Raw genomic sequence first — 15,875 nt, forward strand, 5'->3', positions numbered from 1 at the left:
GGGTGGGTGATCAGCGCGTACCGGGGCCGCCCGGGTGCTCATACCCTGAAGAGGTGACGACACTTGTCCTGGACGGCGGCCTGTCCACCCAGCTCGAACGGCTCGGCGCGGATCTGCGCGACGAGCTGTGGTCGGCGCGGCTGCTGCTGGAGGAGCCGGAGCTGATCCGGCAGGCCCACGCCTCCTATTTCGCGGCGGGCGCCGACGTGGCGACGACCGCCGGCTACCAGGCCACGATCCCGGGTTTCGTCCGGCGCGGGCTTGACGTGGTGGAGGCGGAGCGGCTGCTCAGGTTGTCGGTCGAGCTGGCCGGCCAGGCGCGTGACGAGGCGGGCGGCGGGCTGGTGGCGGCGTCGGTCGGCCCTTACGGCGCTTACCTGGCCAACGGCGCCGAGTACACCGGCGACTACGACCTCGACGAGGACGGCCTGTTCGCCTGGCACCTGCCGCGCTGGGAGATCCTCGCGGAGGCGGGGGCCGATCTGCTGGCCTGCGAGACCATCCCGTCGTTCCCCGAGGCGCGGGCGCTGGCCCGGCTGCTGAGCCACACGCCGGAGGTCAAGGCGTGGGTGGGCTTCTCCTGCAGGGACGGCGAACATCTCAATGACGGGACGCCGATCCGGGAGGCCGCCGCGTTGTTCGCGGGGCGTTCGCAGGCGGTGGCCGTCGGCGTCAACTGCACCGCGCCGCGCCACATCCCCGGCCTGATCTCCTGCCTGTCAGGTGCCCTGCCCATCGTGGTCTATCCCAATTCGGGTGAGTCGTGGGATCCGGTCGGCCGCCGCTGGGTGGGCCTGGCCGACCCGGTGGAGTACGGCCAGGCCGCCAAGGAGTGGCAGCGGGCGGGCGCGTCGCTGATCGGAGGTTGCTGCCGGACGACTCCCGAGTACATCCGGCAGATCCGCGCGCACCTGTCCTGAGCCCTGCCGCCGGTGCTAGGCGGTCACCGTCGCGGCGCCGCCGCGGCGGCCGAGCACGCGGTCGAGCGCGAAGGCGCCGCCGCCGCTGAAGCCGATGGCCAGGCTCGCCGCGGCCAGCGCCAGGACGAACTCGTAGCCGCCTTCGCCGGCGCCGAACCCGTTCGCGCCGTGCACGAAGACGATCGCGCCGAGCATGTTGAGCGCCAGCAGCGAGCCCACGATCGGCAGCGCGGCGCCGGCGATCAGCGCGAGCCCGCCCACGACCTCCAGCGTGGCCACGGCGGGCGCGGCCACCCCGGCCAGCGGAATGCCGACGGACTCGAAGAACTTGGTGGTGCCCGCGATGCCCATGGTCGCGAACTTCTGGTAGCCGTGCACGATGAAGATCACGCCGATGGCGATCCTCGCGAGCAACAGGACGATGGGGCGCGCCTGATCGATCATGCGACCTCCTTGATTGTCGTTCAGTTTTGAACGACAACTCTAGCCGTGATGTTCAAATCCGAACAAGAAGTCAGGCCGCCGAGTCAGCGACCTGTCCGCGGAAGCGTCGTGGCCTGCGCCTACACTGAGGCGGTGATGGACCCCCGATGGCTGGACGCGACGGAGATGGCGGCATGGCATGCCTTCGTGTCCACTTTTCACCTGCTGGAGCGCCGCATCGAGGAGCAGCTCAAGGCCGCGGCGGGGTTGACGCACCCGCAGTATGAGATCTTGGTGCGGCTCTCGGCCGCCCCCGACCACCAGATGCGCATGACGGAGCTGGCCAGAGACGTCGTGGCGTCGAAGAGCGCGCTGACGTATCAGATCACGCAGCTGGAGAAGGCCGGGCTGGTGGAGCGGGCACACTGCCCCTCGGACGAGCGCGGGGTGCTGGCAGTGCTCACCGACGCCGGCATGCGCTGCCTGGAACGGGTGGCGCCCGGCCACGTCGAGGTGGTGCGTGCCTATCTGATCGACCGGCTCAGTCGTGAGGAGCTGCATACGATGACGACCGCCATGCGGAAGACGGAACGCGCCTTACGGTCGTCCCACTGAGATGTGACGCGGCTTCGGCATGCCCCGCAGGCAGGCCACTGATCCATGCGCGGCGAAGGATGCACCACCCATGCTAACTCTAAGTTAGCACACCGTTACGCAGCGACACTAGCCCTTCGCGGCGGCCGCACGCGCGGCGCGCTCCATCTCGACGCGGGCGCTTGCGGCGTACTTGTCGACGTATTCCTGCTCCGACAGCTCCATCAGCGCGTACATGATCTCGTCGGTCACCGCGCGCAACACCAGCCGGTCATCCTCCATCCCGTAATAGCGGGAGAAGTCGAGCGGCTTGCCGAACCTGACGCCCGGCCGGATGCCGAGCTTGGGCAGCGGCCGCCCCGGCGGCATCATCTCGTACGTGTTGATCATGGCCCACGGGATGACCGGCACCCGCGACTCCAGGGCGAGCCGGGCCACGCCGGTCTTGCCTTTGTAGAGGCGGCCGTCGGGCGAGCGGGTGCCCTCGGGATAGATGCCGAGGATGTGGCCCTCACGCAGGATGCGCAGCCCGGTGCGCAGCGCCGCCTCGCTGGCCTTGCCTCCCGAGCGGTCGATCGGCACGGTGCCGACGCCGCTGAAGAACAGGCGGGTGAAGAAACCTTTCACGCCCCGCCCGGTGAAGTAGTCGGCCTTGCCCAGGGAGATGACCTTGCGGCGGATCTGCAGCGGCCCGAAGAAATGGTCGGCGAACGACAGATGGTTGCCGGCCAGGATCGCGGGCCCCTGCCTGGGCACGTTTTCCGCGCCTTCGGTCCATGGCCTGAAGACAAGGTGGAGGATCGGCCCCAAGATGGCCTTGACCACCCAGTAGAACACCCCGGCACCTCTTCCTCAGCGCATTGTCGGTGACCAGAGTCATCTTCCCATCCCGCGGGGGATGCTCCTACACCACCTCTCGCACAAACACCCTAGAACGTGCGACGATCGGGCCGTTCCGGGATCAAATTGCCGGAATGAAACAGCACGGAGGAGCTGTTATGCCGCTCATGCCAGGTGCGGAGTCCTACCACCACGAAGCGGGACAGGTCGGGGTGCTGCTGTGCCATGGGTTCACCGGCACCCCCCAGTCGCTCCGGCCGTGGGGCGAGTTCCTGGCCGCGCACGGGGTGAGCGTCTCGCTGCCCCGCCAGCCCGGGCACGGCACCCGGTGGCAGGAGATGAACCGTACGCGCTGGGAGGACTGGTACGCCGAGGTGGAGAAGGCGTTCGAGGTCCTCCGGGGCCGGTGCACGGAGGTGTTCGTGGCGGGGCTGTCGCTCGGGGGCTGCCTGGCGCTGCGAATGGCCGAGGTGCACGGCCCGGCGATCAGGGGCGTGATCGTGGTCAACCCGTCGATCGCGAACGACGTGCCGCTGATGCGGCTGGCCCCGCTGCTGAAATGGTTCGTGCCGTCGGTGCCCGGCGTCGCGGGCGACGTCAAGAAGCCCGGCGTGACCGAACTCGCCTACGCCCGCACCCCGGTGAAGGCCGCCGCCTCACTGCCGGAGTTGTGGTCGCTGGTGCAGGCCGACTTGGCGAAGGTGACACAACCGCTTTTGGTCTACCGCAGCATCGAGGACCACGTGGTGAAGCCGGCAAGTGTGGCGATCATCCGGGAGAAGGTGCCGCAGGCCACGATCGAGGAGCTTACCGATAGCTACCATGTTGCGACGCTGGACAACGATGCCGACAGGATCTTTGCCGGGAGCCTCGGCTTCATCCGGACACATGCCTCGGTACCCTTGCAGAGGGACTGATCGCACCCAGGGGGAAGTCGCGATCGCTGTGGAGAGGCCCATCTAGGTGACGCCCCAGAGTGACGAGGACGAGGTCTGGCGGCAGATCGTCGCGTCCTTCAACGACACCGCCGAGCGCGACTCGGCCGACCAGCCATGGCCGGACAGCGAGAACGTCCCCGCCGAGCCCACCCGCAGAGTGGTCAAGCCGTCGGAGGAGCCCTCCGCACGGCCTGACGGCCCGGACGAGCCCGAGGACGGCACTGACCGGCGGGACGACGGCGACGACGACGAGGAGGAGGAGGAGGAGGAGGAGGCGGAGGCGGAGGCGGACGAGGAGCACTTCGTGCCGCCCCCGCCGCCGCCCCTGCCCAAACTCGACCTGCCGACCAAGCTGGCGTGGGCGGCGCTGTTCGGCGGCCCCGCCTACCTCCTGGTCGCCGCGATGGCCAACTGGCACATGGAGGGGTGGGCGCTGTTCACGGCGGTGGCGGCGTTCATCGGCGGGTTCGTGGCGCTGGTGGTGCGCATGGGCGACGGCCCGCCCTCCAACGACTCCGGCTGGGACGACGGCGCCGTGCTGTAGGCGCCGGGCCCACGAGACTTCGCCGCCGTAGGCGCCGGGCCTGCGCCCGCCGCCGCAGAAACCCGGCCTACGACTTCGCCGTGGTGGTCTTCGGCGCGAACGCCTCCACCACGTCGGTGTAGCGGTCGGCGGTGTCGACCGCGTGGCCGACCGCCCAGACCGCGCCCTTGCCGGCGAGATAGGCCACCGCCTGCAGGCGTACGCTGCTCCTGCCCTGCTTGGCGCGACCGCGGATGATCTCGCACTCGCCCTTCTCGCAGCGCATCATGAACGGCTCCCCCGCCCGCGACGGGTCGTAGCCGGCCATCCAGTAGCGGCCCTTGCCGTCGCCCGTCACGCCGTAGAGCCTGGCCTGGGAGCGGGGCAGCCGCTGCTGACGCCAGCGTTTGCCGTTCCAGGTCAGCACGAGCGGCGTGATGTCGCCGGGGCCGTGGTAGACGCCTCCGACGGCCACCGCCCGCTTGGAGTTGTCGACGTGCACGTCACGCAGGTAGCCGCCGGGGATGGAGGGCACCGCCATCGACTTCCACGAACTGCCCGACTGGTGCACGATCAGCGGCCTGGTGCCGGTGTCGCCGACGGCGAAGCCGTCGGCGACCGCGTAGAGCGCGCCCTTTTCCCTGGTCTCGTGGACGGTCCAGGAGTTGCCGTGCCCGGTGAGGATGAGCCCGTTCTTCTCGCGGCTGCCGACCGCGATGATGCGCCCCGCCTTGGCGTCGACACCGCCGAGCCAGTCGCCCGCCCGCAGGCCCTGGGGCCTGACCCGGTCGAACCCGGACGCGTCGCCGTGCGCGAGATAGGGCAGCCCGTCGTGGCCGTCGCCGACCGTCCACACCTCGGACGCCGACACGGCGGCCAGGCTGCGCAGGTTTCCCGCGGCCGTCGCGTCGCGCACCGGCACCTCGGCCCAGCTCTTGCCGTTCCAGTGGCGGATGGCGCCGCGGTTCTTCCAGACGTCCCAGATCTCCTGCTGGCCCACGGCCCACACGTCGTCGGCCGAGACCGCGAGCACGTCGGAGAGCGAACCGTCGGCCTGGAGGCGCACGCTGGTCGACTTCTGCCACGCCTCGATCGTGGCGGGACGGGGATCGGCATGCGCGGCGGGCGAGGCCTGTGTCAAGGCCACGGACGTCGCCAAGATCAAGGAGAGCGCACGCCGCTGAGAGCGACGGGTCATGATTGAATGCTACGGGCTCGCGAGCCCCTCTTGCCCGTTACAGCCCAACTCGCAACTCTGCGATGACCGGCAGATGGTCGGAAGCGGCACCCAGATCGGCCATCGGTGCGTCCACTCCCCCGCACGACACGACCCGCGCGTCGCGCGCGGCGAACACCCCGTCGATGCGCACCGAGGGCGCCCGCGCGGGGAAGGTCAGGCCGTCGCCCTTGGGCGCCACCGCGTAGCAGTCGGCCAGCCGCCCGGCGAGATAACGCCAGGCGGGCTGGTGGTCCTGCTCGTTGATGTCGCCGCCCAGCACCATCGTGGCGTCCAGCCGGGTGGCCGCGCGTTCCACCAGGGCCACGGCCTCGGCCGCGTGGTGCACCCTGGCGGGGTCGTTGAGGTCGAGGTGGAGCGAGCCGACGGCCAGCCGCGCCCCCTCCGCCTCCACCACGGCGATCGCCAGCCCGCGCCGTTCCAGCCCGAAGAAGGCCCGCAGCGCGCGGCTCTCGGCGTGCAGCACGCTGACGCGCGGCCCGGTGAGCACGGCGACGCCGCCGAGCCTGCCCGGGGTGGCCGGACGCAGCCCGACGGCGGCGGCCAGCGCCCTGCGCCTGGCCCGCCAGCGTACGAACCTGGGGGCCTCCTGCACGCACAGCACGTCGGCGCGCATGGCGGTGATGACCCTGGTCAGCGCGGAAACGTCGTCGCGCAACCCGTGCAGGTTGTAGGCCGCTACGCGGATCGTCACGTAAGGATCGGCTAGCGGCGCCTGGCCAGGTCGGCGGCGCCCACCACGCCGGCGGAGGCGCCCAGCTCGGCCAGCCTGACCTCGGCCAGCGGCCGGTGCCCGTGCCCGGTGAGCCGCTCGGCGAAGGTCTCGCGGGCCCGGTCGATGAACAGGTCGGCGGCGCGGGACACCCCGCCGCCCACGATGAAGCAGCCGGGGTCGAGCACCGCGGCCAGATCGGCCATGCCCTGGCCCAGCCAGTCGGCGAGGTTGCCGAACGCGGTCAGCGAGGCGTCGTCGCCCAGCCGCGCGGCCTCGGTGACCTCCTCACCCTCGATCTTGCCGCCGGCCAGTCCCAGCAGGGTCTCGGCCCGCTCAGGCTGCGCCTCGGCGATCTCCCTGGCCTCCTTGACGAGGGCCTGGCCGCTGGCGTACTGCTCCCAGCAGCCGACGTTGCCGCAGCCGCACGGCCGGCCGCCGGGCACCACCTGCATGTGGCCCAGCTCGGCGCCCATGCCCCAGCGCCCGCGATAGAGCGCGCCGTCGAAGACCAGGCCGCCGCCGATGCCGGTGCCGAGCGTCACGCACACCACCTGGGACTGGCCCCGCCCCGCGCCGAACCGGGTCTCGCCCCAGGCCATGGCGTTGGCGTCGTTCTCGATCACGACCGGCAGGCCGACCAGGCCGCTGATCTTCTTCTGCAGCGGCTCCTCGCGCCAGGCGAGGTTGGGGGCGAAGCGCACCATCGACCTGGTCTCGTCGACGAACCCGGCCGCGCCGACCCCGACCGCCTCGACCTGCCTGCCCTCCGCCAGCTCGCGAACGACGTCGGCCACCGTCTCGGCCACCACTTCAGGGCGGTCGGCGGCGGTGGGCCTGAGCGTGTGTTCGACGATTTCGCCGTCGTCGTCGACCACACCGGCGGCCACCTTGGTTCCGCCGATGTCGACACCGATCGTGAGCATTGCCCGTGTCTCCCTATCCCAGATCTATGTGTTCCACATTGTCGCGGCGATCCCGGTCGTCGCGCTGCCTGCGGGGGGCGGGCGGTTTGCTGAGTACGTCGAGCGCGCCGCGCACGGCGGCGAACAGTTCACCGCCCGCGGCCACCAGGTGCCCCGTCACGTCGGAGCCGGACTCGCGCTGAGCGGCGATCGCCCGGCAGACCGGGCAGGCACGGCAGATGTACTCGTCGTGCGGCTCGGACACCGCCTCTTCCCAGACGTCGCGTTCTCTGCGCGCGCCGCCGCCGGTGAACGAGTTGAACACGGACTTGCCGACCTGGCGGGTGGCCCGCCCCTGGATCGACTCCAACAGCTTGCGCGCCTCGTCGGCGACCGTCCCGATCGGATCTCTGTCGTTGCTCTCGGTCATCTGGCCCTCCCTGCGTATGGGGTCGCTCATCCTCCTCAACTCGTCAGGTTGCGGATTCGCTCCCCGACCTGAACCGTAATGCAGAAATCGCCGTCACGCGGGATCGCCGAACCGCACGCTGAGCACGCCGTCGCGGAGCGAGGCTGCGCTGATCTTACGGCGGGCCAGCGCGGCCGGCAGCGCCAGGATCCGGCGGTAGGGGCCGGCGGTGACGATCAGCTCGTCTCCCTTGCGGGCCAGGTCGACGTCGTCGCGGTCGGCCCCGGGCAGGGCGAGGGCCAGTTCGTCGGCGCTCATCCGCAGCGGCGGCTCGATGGAGTGCGGGGCGAACGGGTCGGACTCGCCGTACATCGACGCGCCCAGCTCGGCCAGGGCCTTCCTGCCGACGGGCTCGGCGGGCAGGTAGGGGACGACGTGGACGGGCAGCGGCGCGAACGACTCCTCCGCCTCAATCAGCAGCCTCGACTGCGCCTCCACCCACCGCGCACGCCACTCGTCGGCCTCGCCCGCGGGGAAGACGCGGTTGGCGACGACGGCGTCGACGCGGTAGCCGTACAGGTTGAGCGAGGTCATGGTGCGCCTGGCCTCGGCGAGCACCACGGCCTCCGGCGTGAGCACGAGCCGCACGGAGGCGTGGTCGCCGGTCAGCAGCTCGCGCACCTCCATCAGGCCGCGGTGGAAACGCTCGCCCGCGTTCATGACGTCCTCGCCCGGCGCGCTGACGTGGGCCACGCTGCGCACGAACGGCGAGACGAGCCGCACGAGCCTGCGCCCCACTGGCAGCAGCCTGCTGACGTGCCAGTCGAGCGCCTCGGGCAGGGCCAGCAGCCGCAGCGTCTCGGCCGTGGGCGCGCAGTCGACCACGATCACGTCCCAGCGGCCCTCGCGGGCGTGCTCGCGCAGCTCCAGCAGCGCGATGACCTCCTCGGCGCCGGGCAGGACGGTGATCTCCTCGGAGGTGACCTCGTCGAGGCCCAGCTCCGCCAGCACGCCCTTGGCGTATTCGCGCAGCTCGCCCCAGTGGCGCTCCAGCGTCTTCTGGGTGTCGACCTGGTGCAGGTGCAGCCCCGGCGCGATCTCGCCGGGCTCGGCGCCGAGCGCGTCGGCCAGCGAGTGGGCGGTGTCGGTGGAGACGATCAGCGTCTTGAGGCCGCGGGCGGCGGCGAGCGTGGCGGTCGCGGCGGCGGCCGTGGTCTTGCCGACGCCGCCCTTGCCGGTGAAGAGCAGAACCCGCGGGCTCAACTCAGCGGCCCTCGACGCGCTTCTTGAGACCCTTGAGCGCGGTGTCCACGATCACCTTCTCCGCCTTGCGCTTGATCATGCCGATCATGGGCACGCTGAGATCGACCGTCAGCTCGTACGTCACCTCGGTGTCACTGCCCGAGCCGGCCAGCCGGTAACTCCCCCTGAGGTCGGAGACCATCCTGCCCGGCTCGACCACCTGCCAGCTCACGCCGTCGTCGTCGTGCCAGGTGTAGCCGAGGGTGTAGGTGTCGCTGATCGGGCCGGCGTCGAGGGCGAATCGCACCTGCCGCGGCCTGCCGTCGGGACCGGTGGAGACGACCTCCGCGCTCTTGACCTGCCCCGCCCATTCCGGGTAGGAGGGGAAGTCCGCGATGACCGCCATGACATCGGCGCGACCGGCGCCGATGGTGGTGCTCGAAGTGGTGCGATCAGCCATGCGACCACCGTAATGCACAACGCGCCGCGCGGGACGTACGGCGCCGTCCGCGTTCACATCTCCAGGTTCACCACACCAGGTTCACCACTCCAGCACGTACGGGACGCCCAGCCCCCGGAAGTGGCCGACGTTGACGCATTCGGTGCGCCCGATCCGGGTGCGGCGGTGCAGCGGGTTGTGCACGTGGCCGAACAGCGCGTAGCGCGGCTGGGTGCGCCTGATCGCCTCCAGCGTGGCCTCGCTGCCGCGCTCGAACCTCCTGGCCACCACGTCGTAGAGCAGTTCGGGCACGGCCGGCGGGATGTGGCAGCACAGCACGTCGACCTCGCCGACCGCCTCGACCTTGGCCGCGTACTCCTCGTCGCCGATCTCGTACGGCGTGCGATAGGGGGTCTTGAGCCCGCCGCCCACGAACCCGAACCGCAGGCCGCCGATCTCGGTGACCTGCCCGTCGAGCACCTGCAGCCCCGGTCTGAGGTAGTCGGCCCACAGGGAGGGGACGTCGACGTTGCCGTAGGTGAGGTAGGCGGGGGCGGGCATGGCGGCGAACAGGGTTTCGTACTGGGCGCGCACGTTGCGTTCGATGTGCTCGCGCGGGTCGCCGCCGAGCGTCGCCCACAGCCGCGCCGACATGGCCCTGGCCTCGTCGAACCGTTTGGCCGTGCGCAGGGCGATGAACGCGGAGGCGTTCTCGGCGCCGAACAGGTCGGGGAAGATGCCCTGCGCGTGGTCGTCGTAGTCGATGAACAAGATCAGGTCGCCGAGGCAGATGAGCGCGTCGGCGCCGTCGCCGGCTCCGGCCAGCGCGTCGGCCCTGCCGTGCACGTCGCTCACCACATGGACCCTCATGAGGGAAATCCTAAGAGCCCCGCCTGCTAGCGTGACATAACGCCTCAGTGACGGAGCTACCAGCGCGTAACTTGGCGCGGTAACGTCCAGGCCAGGTCGTCACGAAGAGGAGTTGATCCGTGCGCGAGTACAGCGTCCCCGTCATGGTCGACGTGCCTGCCTCCGCCGGCCTGGCCGACACCGTCTTCACGCGGGCCGAGGAGCGGCCGGGCGCCGTGGTCATGCGCCGCAGGACCGACGCCGGCTGGCCCGTCGTCACCGCGGCCGAGTTCCGCGACCAGGTCGTCGAGGTGGCCAGAGGGCTGATCGCCGCGGGCGTCGAGCACGGCGACCGGGTGGCGCTGATGTCGCGCACCCGCTACGAGTGGACCCTCGTCGACTACGCCATCTGGTCCATCGGCGCGGTCACCGTGCCGATCTACGAGACCTCCTCGGCCGGCCAGGTGGCGTGGATCATCTCCGACAGCGAGGCCGTGGCGGCGTTCGTCGAGCTCGACGCGCACGAGGAGACCGTGCGCGAGGCGGCGCCGGATCTCAAGGCCGTCTGGCGGATCGACGGCACGCTCGACGCCGAGGGTGTCCCGGCCTCCGCCGTCGACGAGCGCAGGAAGCGGGTCACCTCCTCCGACCTGGCCACGATCGTCTACACCTCGGGCACCACCGGCCGGCCCAAGGGCTGCCGGATCACCCACGACAACCTGCTGTTCACCGCGCTCAACGTGCTGCGGGGGCCGCTGGAGCCGCTGTTCGCCCGCAAGGACCCGGCCGCGCTGCTGTTCCTGCCGCTGGCGCACATCTTCGCGCGGATGATCCAGGTGGTGCTGTTCGAGGCGGGCGCCGTCATGGCGCACACCCCCAACATGAAGAACGTCGCCCCCGATCTGCAGGGCTTCCAGCCGACGTTCCTGCTCGGCGTGCCGCGCGTCTTCGAGAAGGTCTACAACTCCGCCGAGCAGAAGGCCATCACGGGAGGCAAGGGCGCGATCTTCGCCCGCGCGGTGGACGTCGCGGTGGCCTGGAGCCGCGCGGAGAGCTCCGGCGGGGCGCCGCTCGGGCTGCGGCTGCGGCGAGCGGTGTTCGACCGGCTGGTGTACGCCAAGCTGCGCGCCGCCACCGGCGGAAGGCTCTCCGCGGCGGTGTGCGGCGGCTCGGCGCTCGGCGACCGGCTCGGCCACTTCTTCAGGGGCGTGGGCATCGAGGTCTTCGAGGGCTACGGCCTGACCGAGACGTCGGCCCCCTGCTCGGTCAACATGCCGGGCGCCAACAAGATCGGCACGGTCGGCAAGCCGCTGCCGGGCGTCACGCTGCGCATCGGCGACGACGGCGAGATCCTGGCCAAGGGCAGGAACGTCTTCGCCGGCTACTGGAAGAACGACGCGGCCACGGACGACGTGGTCGACGCCGAGGGCTGGTTCCACACCGGCGACATCGGCGAGCTCGACTCCGACGGCTACCTGCGGATCACCGGGCGCAAGAAGGAGATCCTGGTGACGGCGGCGGGCAAGAACGTCGCGCCCGGGCCCCTGGAGGACGCGCTGCGCGCCCACCCCATGATCTCCCAGGCCATGGTCGTCGGGGACGGCCGGCCGTTCGTGGCGGCGCTCGTCACCCTCGACCCTGAGGCCATGCCGGAAGGGGCGACGGCCGAGCGGCTGCGCACCGACCCCGAGGTCCTGGCGAGCATCCAGGCGGCGGTCGACCGGGCGAACGGCTCGGTGTCGAAGGCGGAGCAGATCAAGAAGTTCGTGGTCCTGGCCGCCGACATCACCGAGGACAGCGGGCACCTCACGCCCACCCTGAAGATCAAGCGCAACGTGGTGCTGCGCGACTTCCAGCAGGAGATCGACGACCTGTACGGCGCGCGCTGAACCGCCGCGCGGGGCCCCGGAGAGGGGTCCGCGCCGATCAGCCCAGCACCTCCCCCACGCCCTCCACGCCGCGGCTGCGGCTCTTGACCTCCTTGCTCGCGCCGGTGGCCGGATCGTAGACGGTGACCCCCATGGGCGGCGCGTCGCGGGGCATGCCGAACACCAGCCGCGTCCCGTAGAAGGCCACCGGGAGGTTGCCGCCCGGCAGCGCCGGCACGACGGAGGCGCGCCCTTCGTCCCGCGCGGCCAGCACCTGCGCGGAGTCGCCCCACGCCACGGCCACCCGCCCGCCGGGGGCGGCTGCCAGGGCCGCGGTGGCGCCGTCACGGGCGCAGGCTCCGCACGTCGCAGAGCCGGCAAGGGCGGGGCGCCGTCGAGGCGCTGCGGGCGTTCGACATCGTCTACGCCATCAACAAGGGCAGGAACGGGCTCGAACTGCTGTCGGTGCTGGTCACGGAGAACATCGTGGGCGAGGCCAGCCGGATCGGGTTCGGCTCGGCGATCCGCGGTGATCCTGCTGGTGATCTCGCTGGCGTTCATCGTCACCTACCTGTCGCAGCTGTTCAGGGAGGAACGATGACGCTCACCGCCCCCGCCTCCGCTCCCCCGTCGCAGCCGCGCGGGCCCGCCGCGCGGCGTCGCGTGCGGCCGCTGCGCGTCCTGCTGCACGTCTTCCTCGCGCTGGTGGCGCTGGGCTGGCTGCTGCCGCTCACGCTGGCGGTGTACGCGTCGCTGCGGCCGTACGAGGAGACCGCCCGCCTGGGCTACTTCTCGCTGCCGGACGACCTCACGCTCGACTACTACGCACAGGCGTGGACCCAGGCGGAGTTGCCGCGCTACTACCTGAACACGCTGATCATCGTCATCCCCGGCGTGCTGGTCACGTTGTTCCTGGCCTCGTTCACGGCGTTCGCCATCGCGCGGCTGCGCATCCCGGGGCGCAAGGCGCTGCTGATCGTCTTCACCGCCGGCAACCTGCTGCCGCCGCAGGTGCTCATCACGCCGCTCTACACCCTCTACACGCTGGTCCCGCTGCCCGCCTGGCTGTCGGACTCGCGCTCGCTCTACGACTCCTACCTGGGGTTGATCCTCATCCACGTGGCGTTTCAGTTCGGTTTCTGCGTCTTCGTGATGGCGAACTTCATGCGCACGATCCCCGAGGAGATCAGCGAGGCGGCGCTGGTGGACGGGGCCGGGGTGTGGAGACGGTACTGGCGGCTGACGCTGCCGCTGTGCCGGCCGGTGCTGGCGGCGCTGTCCACGCTGCAGTTCACGTGGATGTACAACGACTTCCTGTGGGCGCTGGTGCTGATGTCGTCGGGCGACAAGCTGCCCGTCACCTCGGCGCTGAACAACCTGCGCGGCCAGTTCTTCACCGACTACAACCTGCTGGCCGCCGGGTCGATGCTGGTGGCGCTGCCGACGCTGATCGTCTTCCAGCTGCTGCACAAACAGTTCGTGGCCGGGCTGACGCTGGGATCGGCCAAGGGCTAGGAGGGGCCCGCGAGCAGGGCGTGGAAGCGGGCGGCCACGTGTTCCCACGCCCATTCGGCCGCCACCCAGTCGCGGCCGACCGCGCCGATCTTGCGCGCCTTGCCGGGGTCGCTCAGCAGCTCGACGACGGCCCGCGCGATGTCGTCGACGTCCTCCCCGTCGACGACCAGCCCCGTCTCGCCGGGCCGCACCGTGTCGGCCGTGCCGCCGGAGGCGCCCACGACCACCGGCAGCCCCGTCGCCGACGCCTCCAGGAACACGATCCCGAGCCCTTCCACGTCCAACCCGTTCCACCGGGTACGGCACGGCATCGCGAACACGTCGCCTGCCGCGTAGTAGCCGGGCAGTTCGGCCGCGGGCACCGTACCGGTGAATCTGACCGCCTTCTGCCCGGCCGCCAGCCGCTCCAGCGTCCGGCGGTAGGGCCCGTCGCCCACCAGCAGCAGGACCGCGTCCGGCACCGCCCGCGACACCCGGGGCCAGGCCCTGATGAGCTGGTCCTGGCCCTTGCGGGGCACCAGGCGCGACACGCACACCACCACGGGCCTGCCGTCGAGGCCCAGCTCGGCCCTGACGGACCGGCGGGCCGCGCCCGGGCGGAACTGGCCGGTGTCCACGCCCGGCGCGAGGCGTACGAGCTTGGCCGGGGGAATGGCCGCCGCCAGGCGGGCCCGGGTGTACTCGCCCAGATACGTCACCACGTCGGCGTGCTCGCCGATCCTGCGCAGCACGGGACGGAATCCGGGCAGGCTCGCCCACGACGCCTCGTGCCCGTGGGTGAGCATCACCATGCGCCGCGCGCCCGCCGCGCGCAGGCGAGACGCGAGCAGGCCGAGCGGCGCCGCCGCGCCGAACACGACGGTCCGCGTGCGGTGCCGGGCCACCAGGGCGGCGGCCCGGCGCGCGACGGCCGGGGTCGGCAGCATGAGCCGCGTGGGATGCCGCACGATCCGGTACGGCTGGCGCCGGTCGAAGTCCGCGCACCCCGGCCAGGCGGGGGCGTAGACGATCACACCCGGCGTGCGCAGCGCGAGCCCGTGCACGAACGACTGGATCCCGCCCGGCCTGGGCGGGAAGTCGTTCGTGACGAAGAGCACGTCCGCATGGGTCACGACACCGGGACGCCGTTCAGCTCGGCCCATGAGCGGGCCAGGGCGATGCGCTCAGGGCTGGAAGGATGGGAGGCATAGAGCACATATTCCACCGCATCCGGCGACAAGTCGGAAATATTGGTAACTGCGAGCCGTTTCTGCATGGCGATGAACGTCGCCGGATCCCGGGTGAGGTCGAGTGCGTGCACGTCGGCCCTGGCCTCGATGTGGCGGCTGATCACGTTCTGGGCCGGGCCCATGATGAGCGAGCCCAGCGTCATCAGGCCCATGACCACGCCGACCGCGCGCGGATCGGCGATCGAGGCGACACCGGCGCGGCGGCGTACCGAGCCGAACACGAGATACAGCAGGACCGCCCCGAGCGCCGCGCCCAGGGCGCCGACGAGCGTGCCGTACAGCACGTCGTCGGCCTTCGCGTGGCCCAGTTCATGGGCGACGACCAGCTCGACCTGGGGCTGCGGGGCCTTGAGCAGCGTGTCGTAGACGACGATCCTGCGGGTGGCGCCGAAGCCCGACACGTACGCGTTGAGCGCCGTCGTACGCCGTGAGGCGTCGGCGACCAGCACGTCCTGCACCGGCACGCCGTCGCGCTCGGCCATGTCCAGCAGGTTGTCGCGCAGCGAACCCTGCGGCATGGACGTGAAGTCGTTGAACAGCGGCTCGAACACCACCGGGTAGAGGAACGACATCGCCACGGTCAGCGCGCCCGCCCCCGCGGCCGCCGGGATCCACCACCGCCGCACTCTGCGGGCCAGCGCGACGAGGACGAGCAGCATGAGGCAGAGCAGGAAGACCTCCACCCCGAGGCTCTTCAGCCGGTCGCCGGTCCAGCCCGCCCAGTCCTGGGTGGACAGGCCGTGGTCGCGCAGCACCGTCTCGACCCAGACGCCGAGCGGCCACCTGACCGCCTCCACGATCGCGGTGAGCACCAGGACGCCCAGGATCACCCGCACCCACCAGGGACCCCTCAGCCGGCCCAGCACCCTGGCCCCGAACGGGGTGGCCACGAGCAGGGCGGCGAAGGCCAGCGTGAGCGCCAGCCCGAGATAGCTCGGCAGGGACGTGGCCGCGTCGAACGCCTGCGCCCTGGCGATCTCGGCGGCGGTGAAGTCGCGCGCCGGGTCGGGCGGCCCCGCGGTCAGGGCCTGCCACGGCGTGCTGAAGACGGCCACCGCCAGGATCACGGCCGCGAGCACCCCCAGCACCACGGCGGCCTGCCGCCTGAACCGGCGCTCATCCGGGTCGAGCCCCGGGCCGGGTCCTGGGTCAGGTCCCGGATCGGGCCCCGGGTCGGGCGTCGGGTCGGGCGTCGTCATGGACATCCCGTCCTCCTGCCCACGCGCGTGACG

Annotated in this window: 18 protein-coding genes; 6 read left to right on the top strand and 12 right to left on the bottom strand. The window is 71.3% G+C overall.

The annotated features are described in order from the left end of the window. Positions 1 to 53 precede the first annotated feature (53 nt). The gene (gene mmuM / locus E1295_RS41885) at positions 54 to 920 is read left to right on the top strand and encodes a homocysteine S-methyltransferase (RefSeq protein ID WP_132639882.1); all 867 of its coding nucleotides are present in this window, start codon (positions 54 to 56) and stop codon (positions 918 to 920) included. Positions 921 to 935: 15 nt separating this feature from the next. Here the strand turns inward: mmuM and E1295_RS41890 are convergent, their stop codons facing one another. Then, entirely contained in the window at positions 936 to 1,364 is a 429-nt protein-coding gene (locus E1295_RS41890) for a DoxX family protein (protein WP_132639884.1), read from the bottom strand. A 135-nt stretch (positions 1,365 to 1,499) separates the two neighbouring features. Here E1295_RS41890 and E1295_RS41895 point away from each other — a divergent pair, with 135 nt between their 5' ends. Beyond that, complete coding sequence (locus E1295_RS41895) at positions 1,500 to 1,958, top strand: MarR family winged helix-turn-helix transcriptional regulator (RefSeq protein ID WP_246081018.1); 459 nt, start codon at positions 1,500 to 1,502, stop codon at positions 1,956 to 1,958. Positions 1,959 to 2,066: 108 nt separating this feature from the next. On the opposite strand, the gene E1295_RS41900 is transcribed toward E1295_RS41895, so the two are convergent. Continuing rightward, the gene (locus tag E1295_RS41900; protein WP_132639888.1) at positions 2,067 to 2,774 is read right to left on the bottom strand and encodes a lysophospholipid acyltransferase family protein; all 708 of its coding nucleotides are present in this window, start codon (positions 2,772 to 2,774) and stop codon (positions 2,067 to 2,069) included. Positions 2,775 to 2,935: 161 nt separating this feature from the next. On the opposite strand from E1295_RS41900, the gene E1295_RS41905 reads away from it, so the two are divergent. Together E1295_RS41905 and E1295_RS49415 are read left to right on the top strand one after the other, a co-directional pair. Further along, on the top strand, positions 2,936 to 3,694 hold the full coding sequence (locus tag E1295_RS41905; protein WP_132639890.1) for an alpha/beta hydrolase: 759 nt from the start codon (positions 2,936 to 2,938) through the stop codon (positions 3,692 to 3,694). 46 nt (positions 3,695 to 3,740) lie between these two features. After that, positions 3,741 to 4,259: a hypothetical protein gene (locus tag E1295_RS49415; RefSeq protein WP_166427676.1), complete on the top strand. Its 519-nt coding sequence runs from the start codon at positions 3,741 to 3,743 to the stop codon at positions 4,257 to 4,259. A 67-nt stretch (positions 4,260 to 4,326) separates the two neighbouring features. On the opposite strand, the gene E1295_RS41920 is transcribed toward E1295_RS49415, so the two are convergent. From E1295_RS41920 to E1295_RS41950, 7 genes are all read right to left on the bottom strand, one after another. After that, the gene (locus E1295_RS41920; protein ID WP_246081016.1) at positions 4,327 to 5,436 is read right to left on the bottom strand and encodes a hypothetical protein; all 1,110 of its coding nucleotides are present in this window, start codon (positions 5,434 to 5,436) and stop codon (positions 4,327 to 4,329) included. 37 nt (positions 5,437 to 5,473) lie between these two features. After that, positions 5,474 to 6,169, bottom strand: coding sequence for an endonuclease/exonuclease/phosphatase family protein (locus tag E1295_RS41925; RefSeq protein ID WP_132639896.1), 696 nt, complete (start codon positions 6,167 to 6,169; stop codon positions 5,474 to 5,476). Between the two features lie 11 nt (positions 6,170 to 6,180). After that, complete coding sequence (locus E1295_RS41930) at positions 6,181 to 7,113, bottom strand: ROK family glucokinase (RefSeq protein ID WP_132639898.1); 933 nt, start codon at positions 7,111 to 7,113, stop codon at positions 6,181 to 6,183. A gap of 13 nt (positions 7,114 to 7,126) precedes the next feature. After that, the gene (locus E1295_RS41935) at positions 7,127 to 7,522 is read right to left on the bottom strand and encodes a hypothetical protein (RefSeq protein ID WP_132639900.1); all 396 of its coding nucleotides are present in this window, start codon (positions 7,520 to 7,522) and stop codon (positions 7,127 to 7,129) included. A gap of 93 nt (positions 7,523 to 7,615) precedes the next feature. Next, positions 7,616 to 8,764 carry an ArsA family ATPase gene (locus E1295_RS41940; protein WP_132639902.1) on the bottom strand — a complete coding sequence of 383 codons (1,149 nt, stop codon included), beginning with the start codon at positions 8,762 to 8,764 and terminating at the stop codon, positions 7,616 to 7,618. Between the two features lies 1 nt (position 8,765). Continuing rightward, positions 8,766 to 9,203, bottom strand: a complete 438-nt coding sequence (locus tag E1295_RS41945) for an SRPBCC family protein (RefSeq protein ID WP_132639904.1) — start codon at positions 9,201 to 9,203, stop codon at positions 8,766 to 8,768. Between the two features lie 81 nt (positions 9,204 to 9,284). Then, a complete protein-coding gene (locus tag E1295_RS41950; RefSeq protein WP_132639906.1) occupies positions 9,285 to 10,052 on the bottom strand; it encodes a metallophosphoesterase family protein in 768 nt (255 codons plus the stop codon). 119 nt (positions 10,053 to 10,171) lie between these two features. On the opposite strand from E1295_RS41950, the gene E1295_RS41955 reads away from it, so the two are divergent. After that, complete coding sequence (locus E1295_RS41955; protein ID WP_132639908.1) at positions 10,172 to 11,920, top strand: AMP-dependent synthetase/ligase; 1,749 nt, start codon at positions 10,172 to 10,174, stop codon at positions 11,918 to 11,920. Between the two features lie 37 nt (positions 11,921 to 11,957). Here the strand turns inward: E1295_RS41955 and E1295_RS41960 are convergent, their stop codons facing one another. Then, positions 11,958 to 12,203, bottom strand: a complete 246-nt coding sequence (locus tag E1295_RS41960; protein WP_132639910.1) for a hypothetical protein — start codon at positions 12,201 to 12,203, stop codon at positions 11,958 to 11,960. 293 nt (positions 12,204 to 12,496) lie between these two features. Here E1295_RS41960 and E1295_RS41965 point away from each other — a divergent pair, with 293 nt between their 5' ends. Beyond that, entirely contained in the window at positions 12,497 to 13,414 is a 918-nt protein-coding gene (locus tag E1295_RS41965; protein WP_132639912.1) for a carbohydrate ABC transporter permease, read from the top strand. Here E1295_RS41965 and E1295_RS41970 read toward each other — a convergent pair. Together E1295_RS41970 and E1295_RS41975 are read right to left on the bottom strand one after the other, a co-directional pair. Then, a complete protein-coding gene (locus E1295_RS41970; RefSeq protein WP_132639914.1) occupies positions 13,411 to 14,556 on the bottom strand; it encodes a glycosyltransferase family 4 protein in 1,146 nt (381 codons plus the stop codon). The genes E1295_RS41965 and E1295_RS41970 overlap by 4 nt on opposite strands. Further along, positions 14,523 to 15,875: M48 family metallopeptidase (locus tag E1295_RS41975; protein ID WP_342775961.1), on the bottom strand; the 1,353-nt coding region annotated here is incomplete at its 5' end. The genes E1295_RS41970 and E1295_RS41975, both read right to left, overlap by 34 nt.

The sequence above is a fragment of the Nonomuraea mesophila genome, assembly GCF_004352805.1.
In the GTDB taxonomy this organism is placed as follows: domain Bacteria; phylum Actinomycetota; class Actinomycetes; order Streptosporangiales; family Streptosporangiaceae; genus Nonomuraea; species Nonomuraea longispora.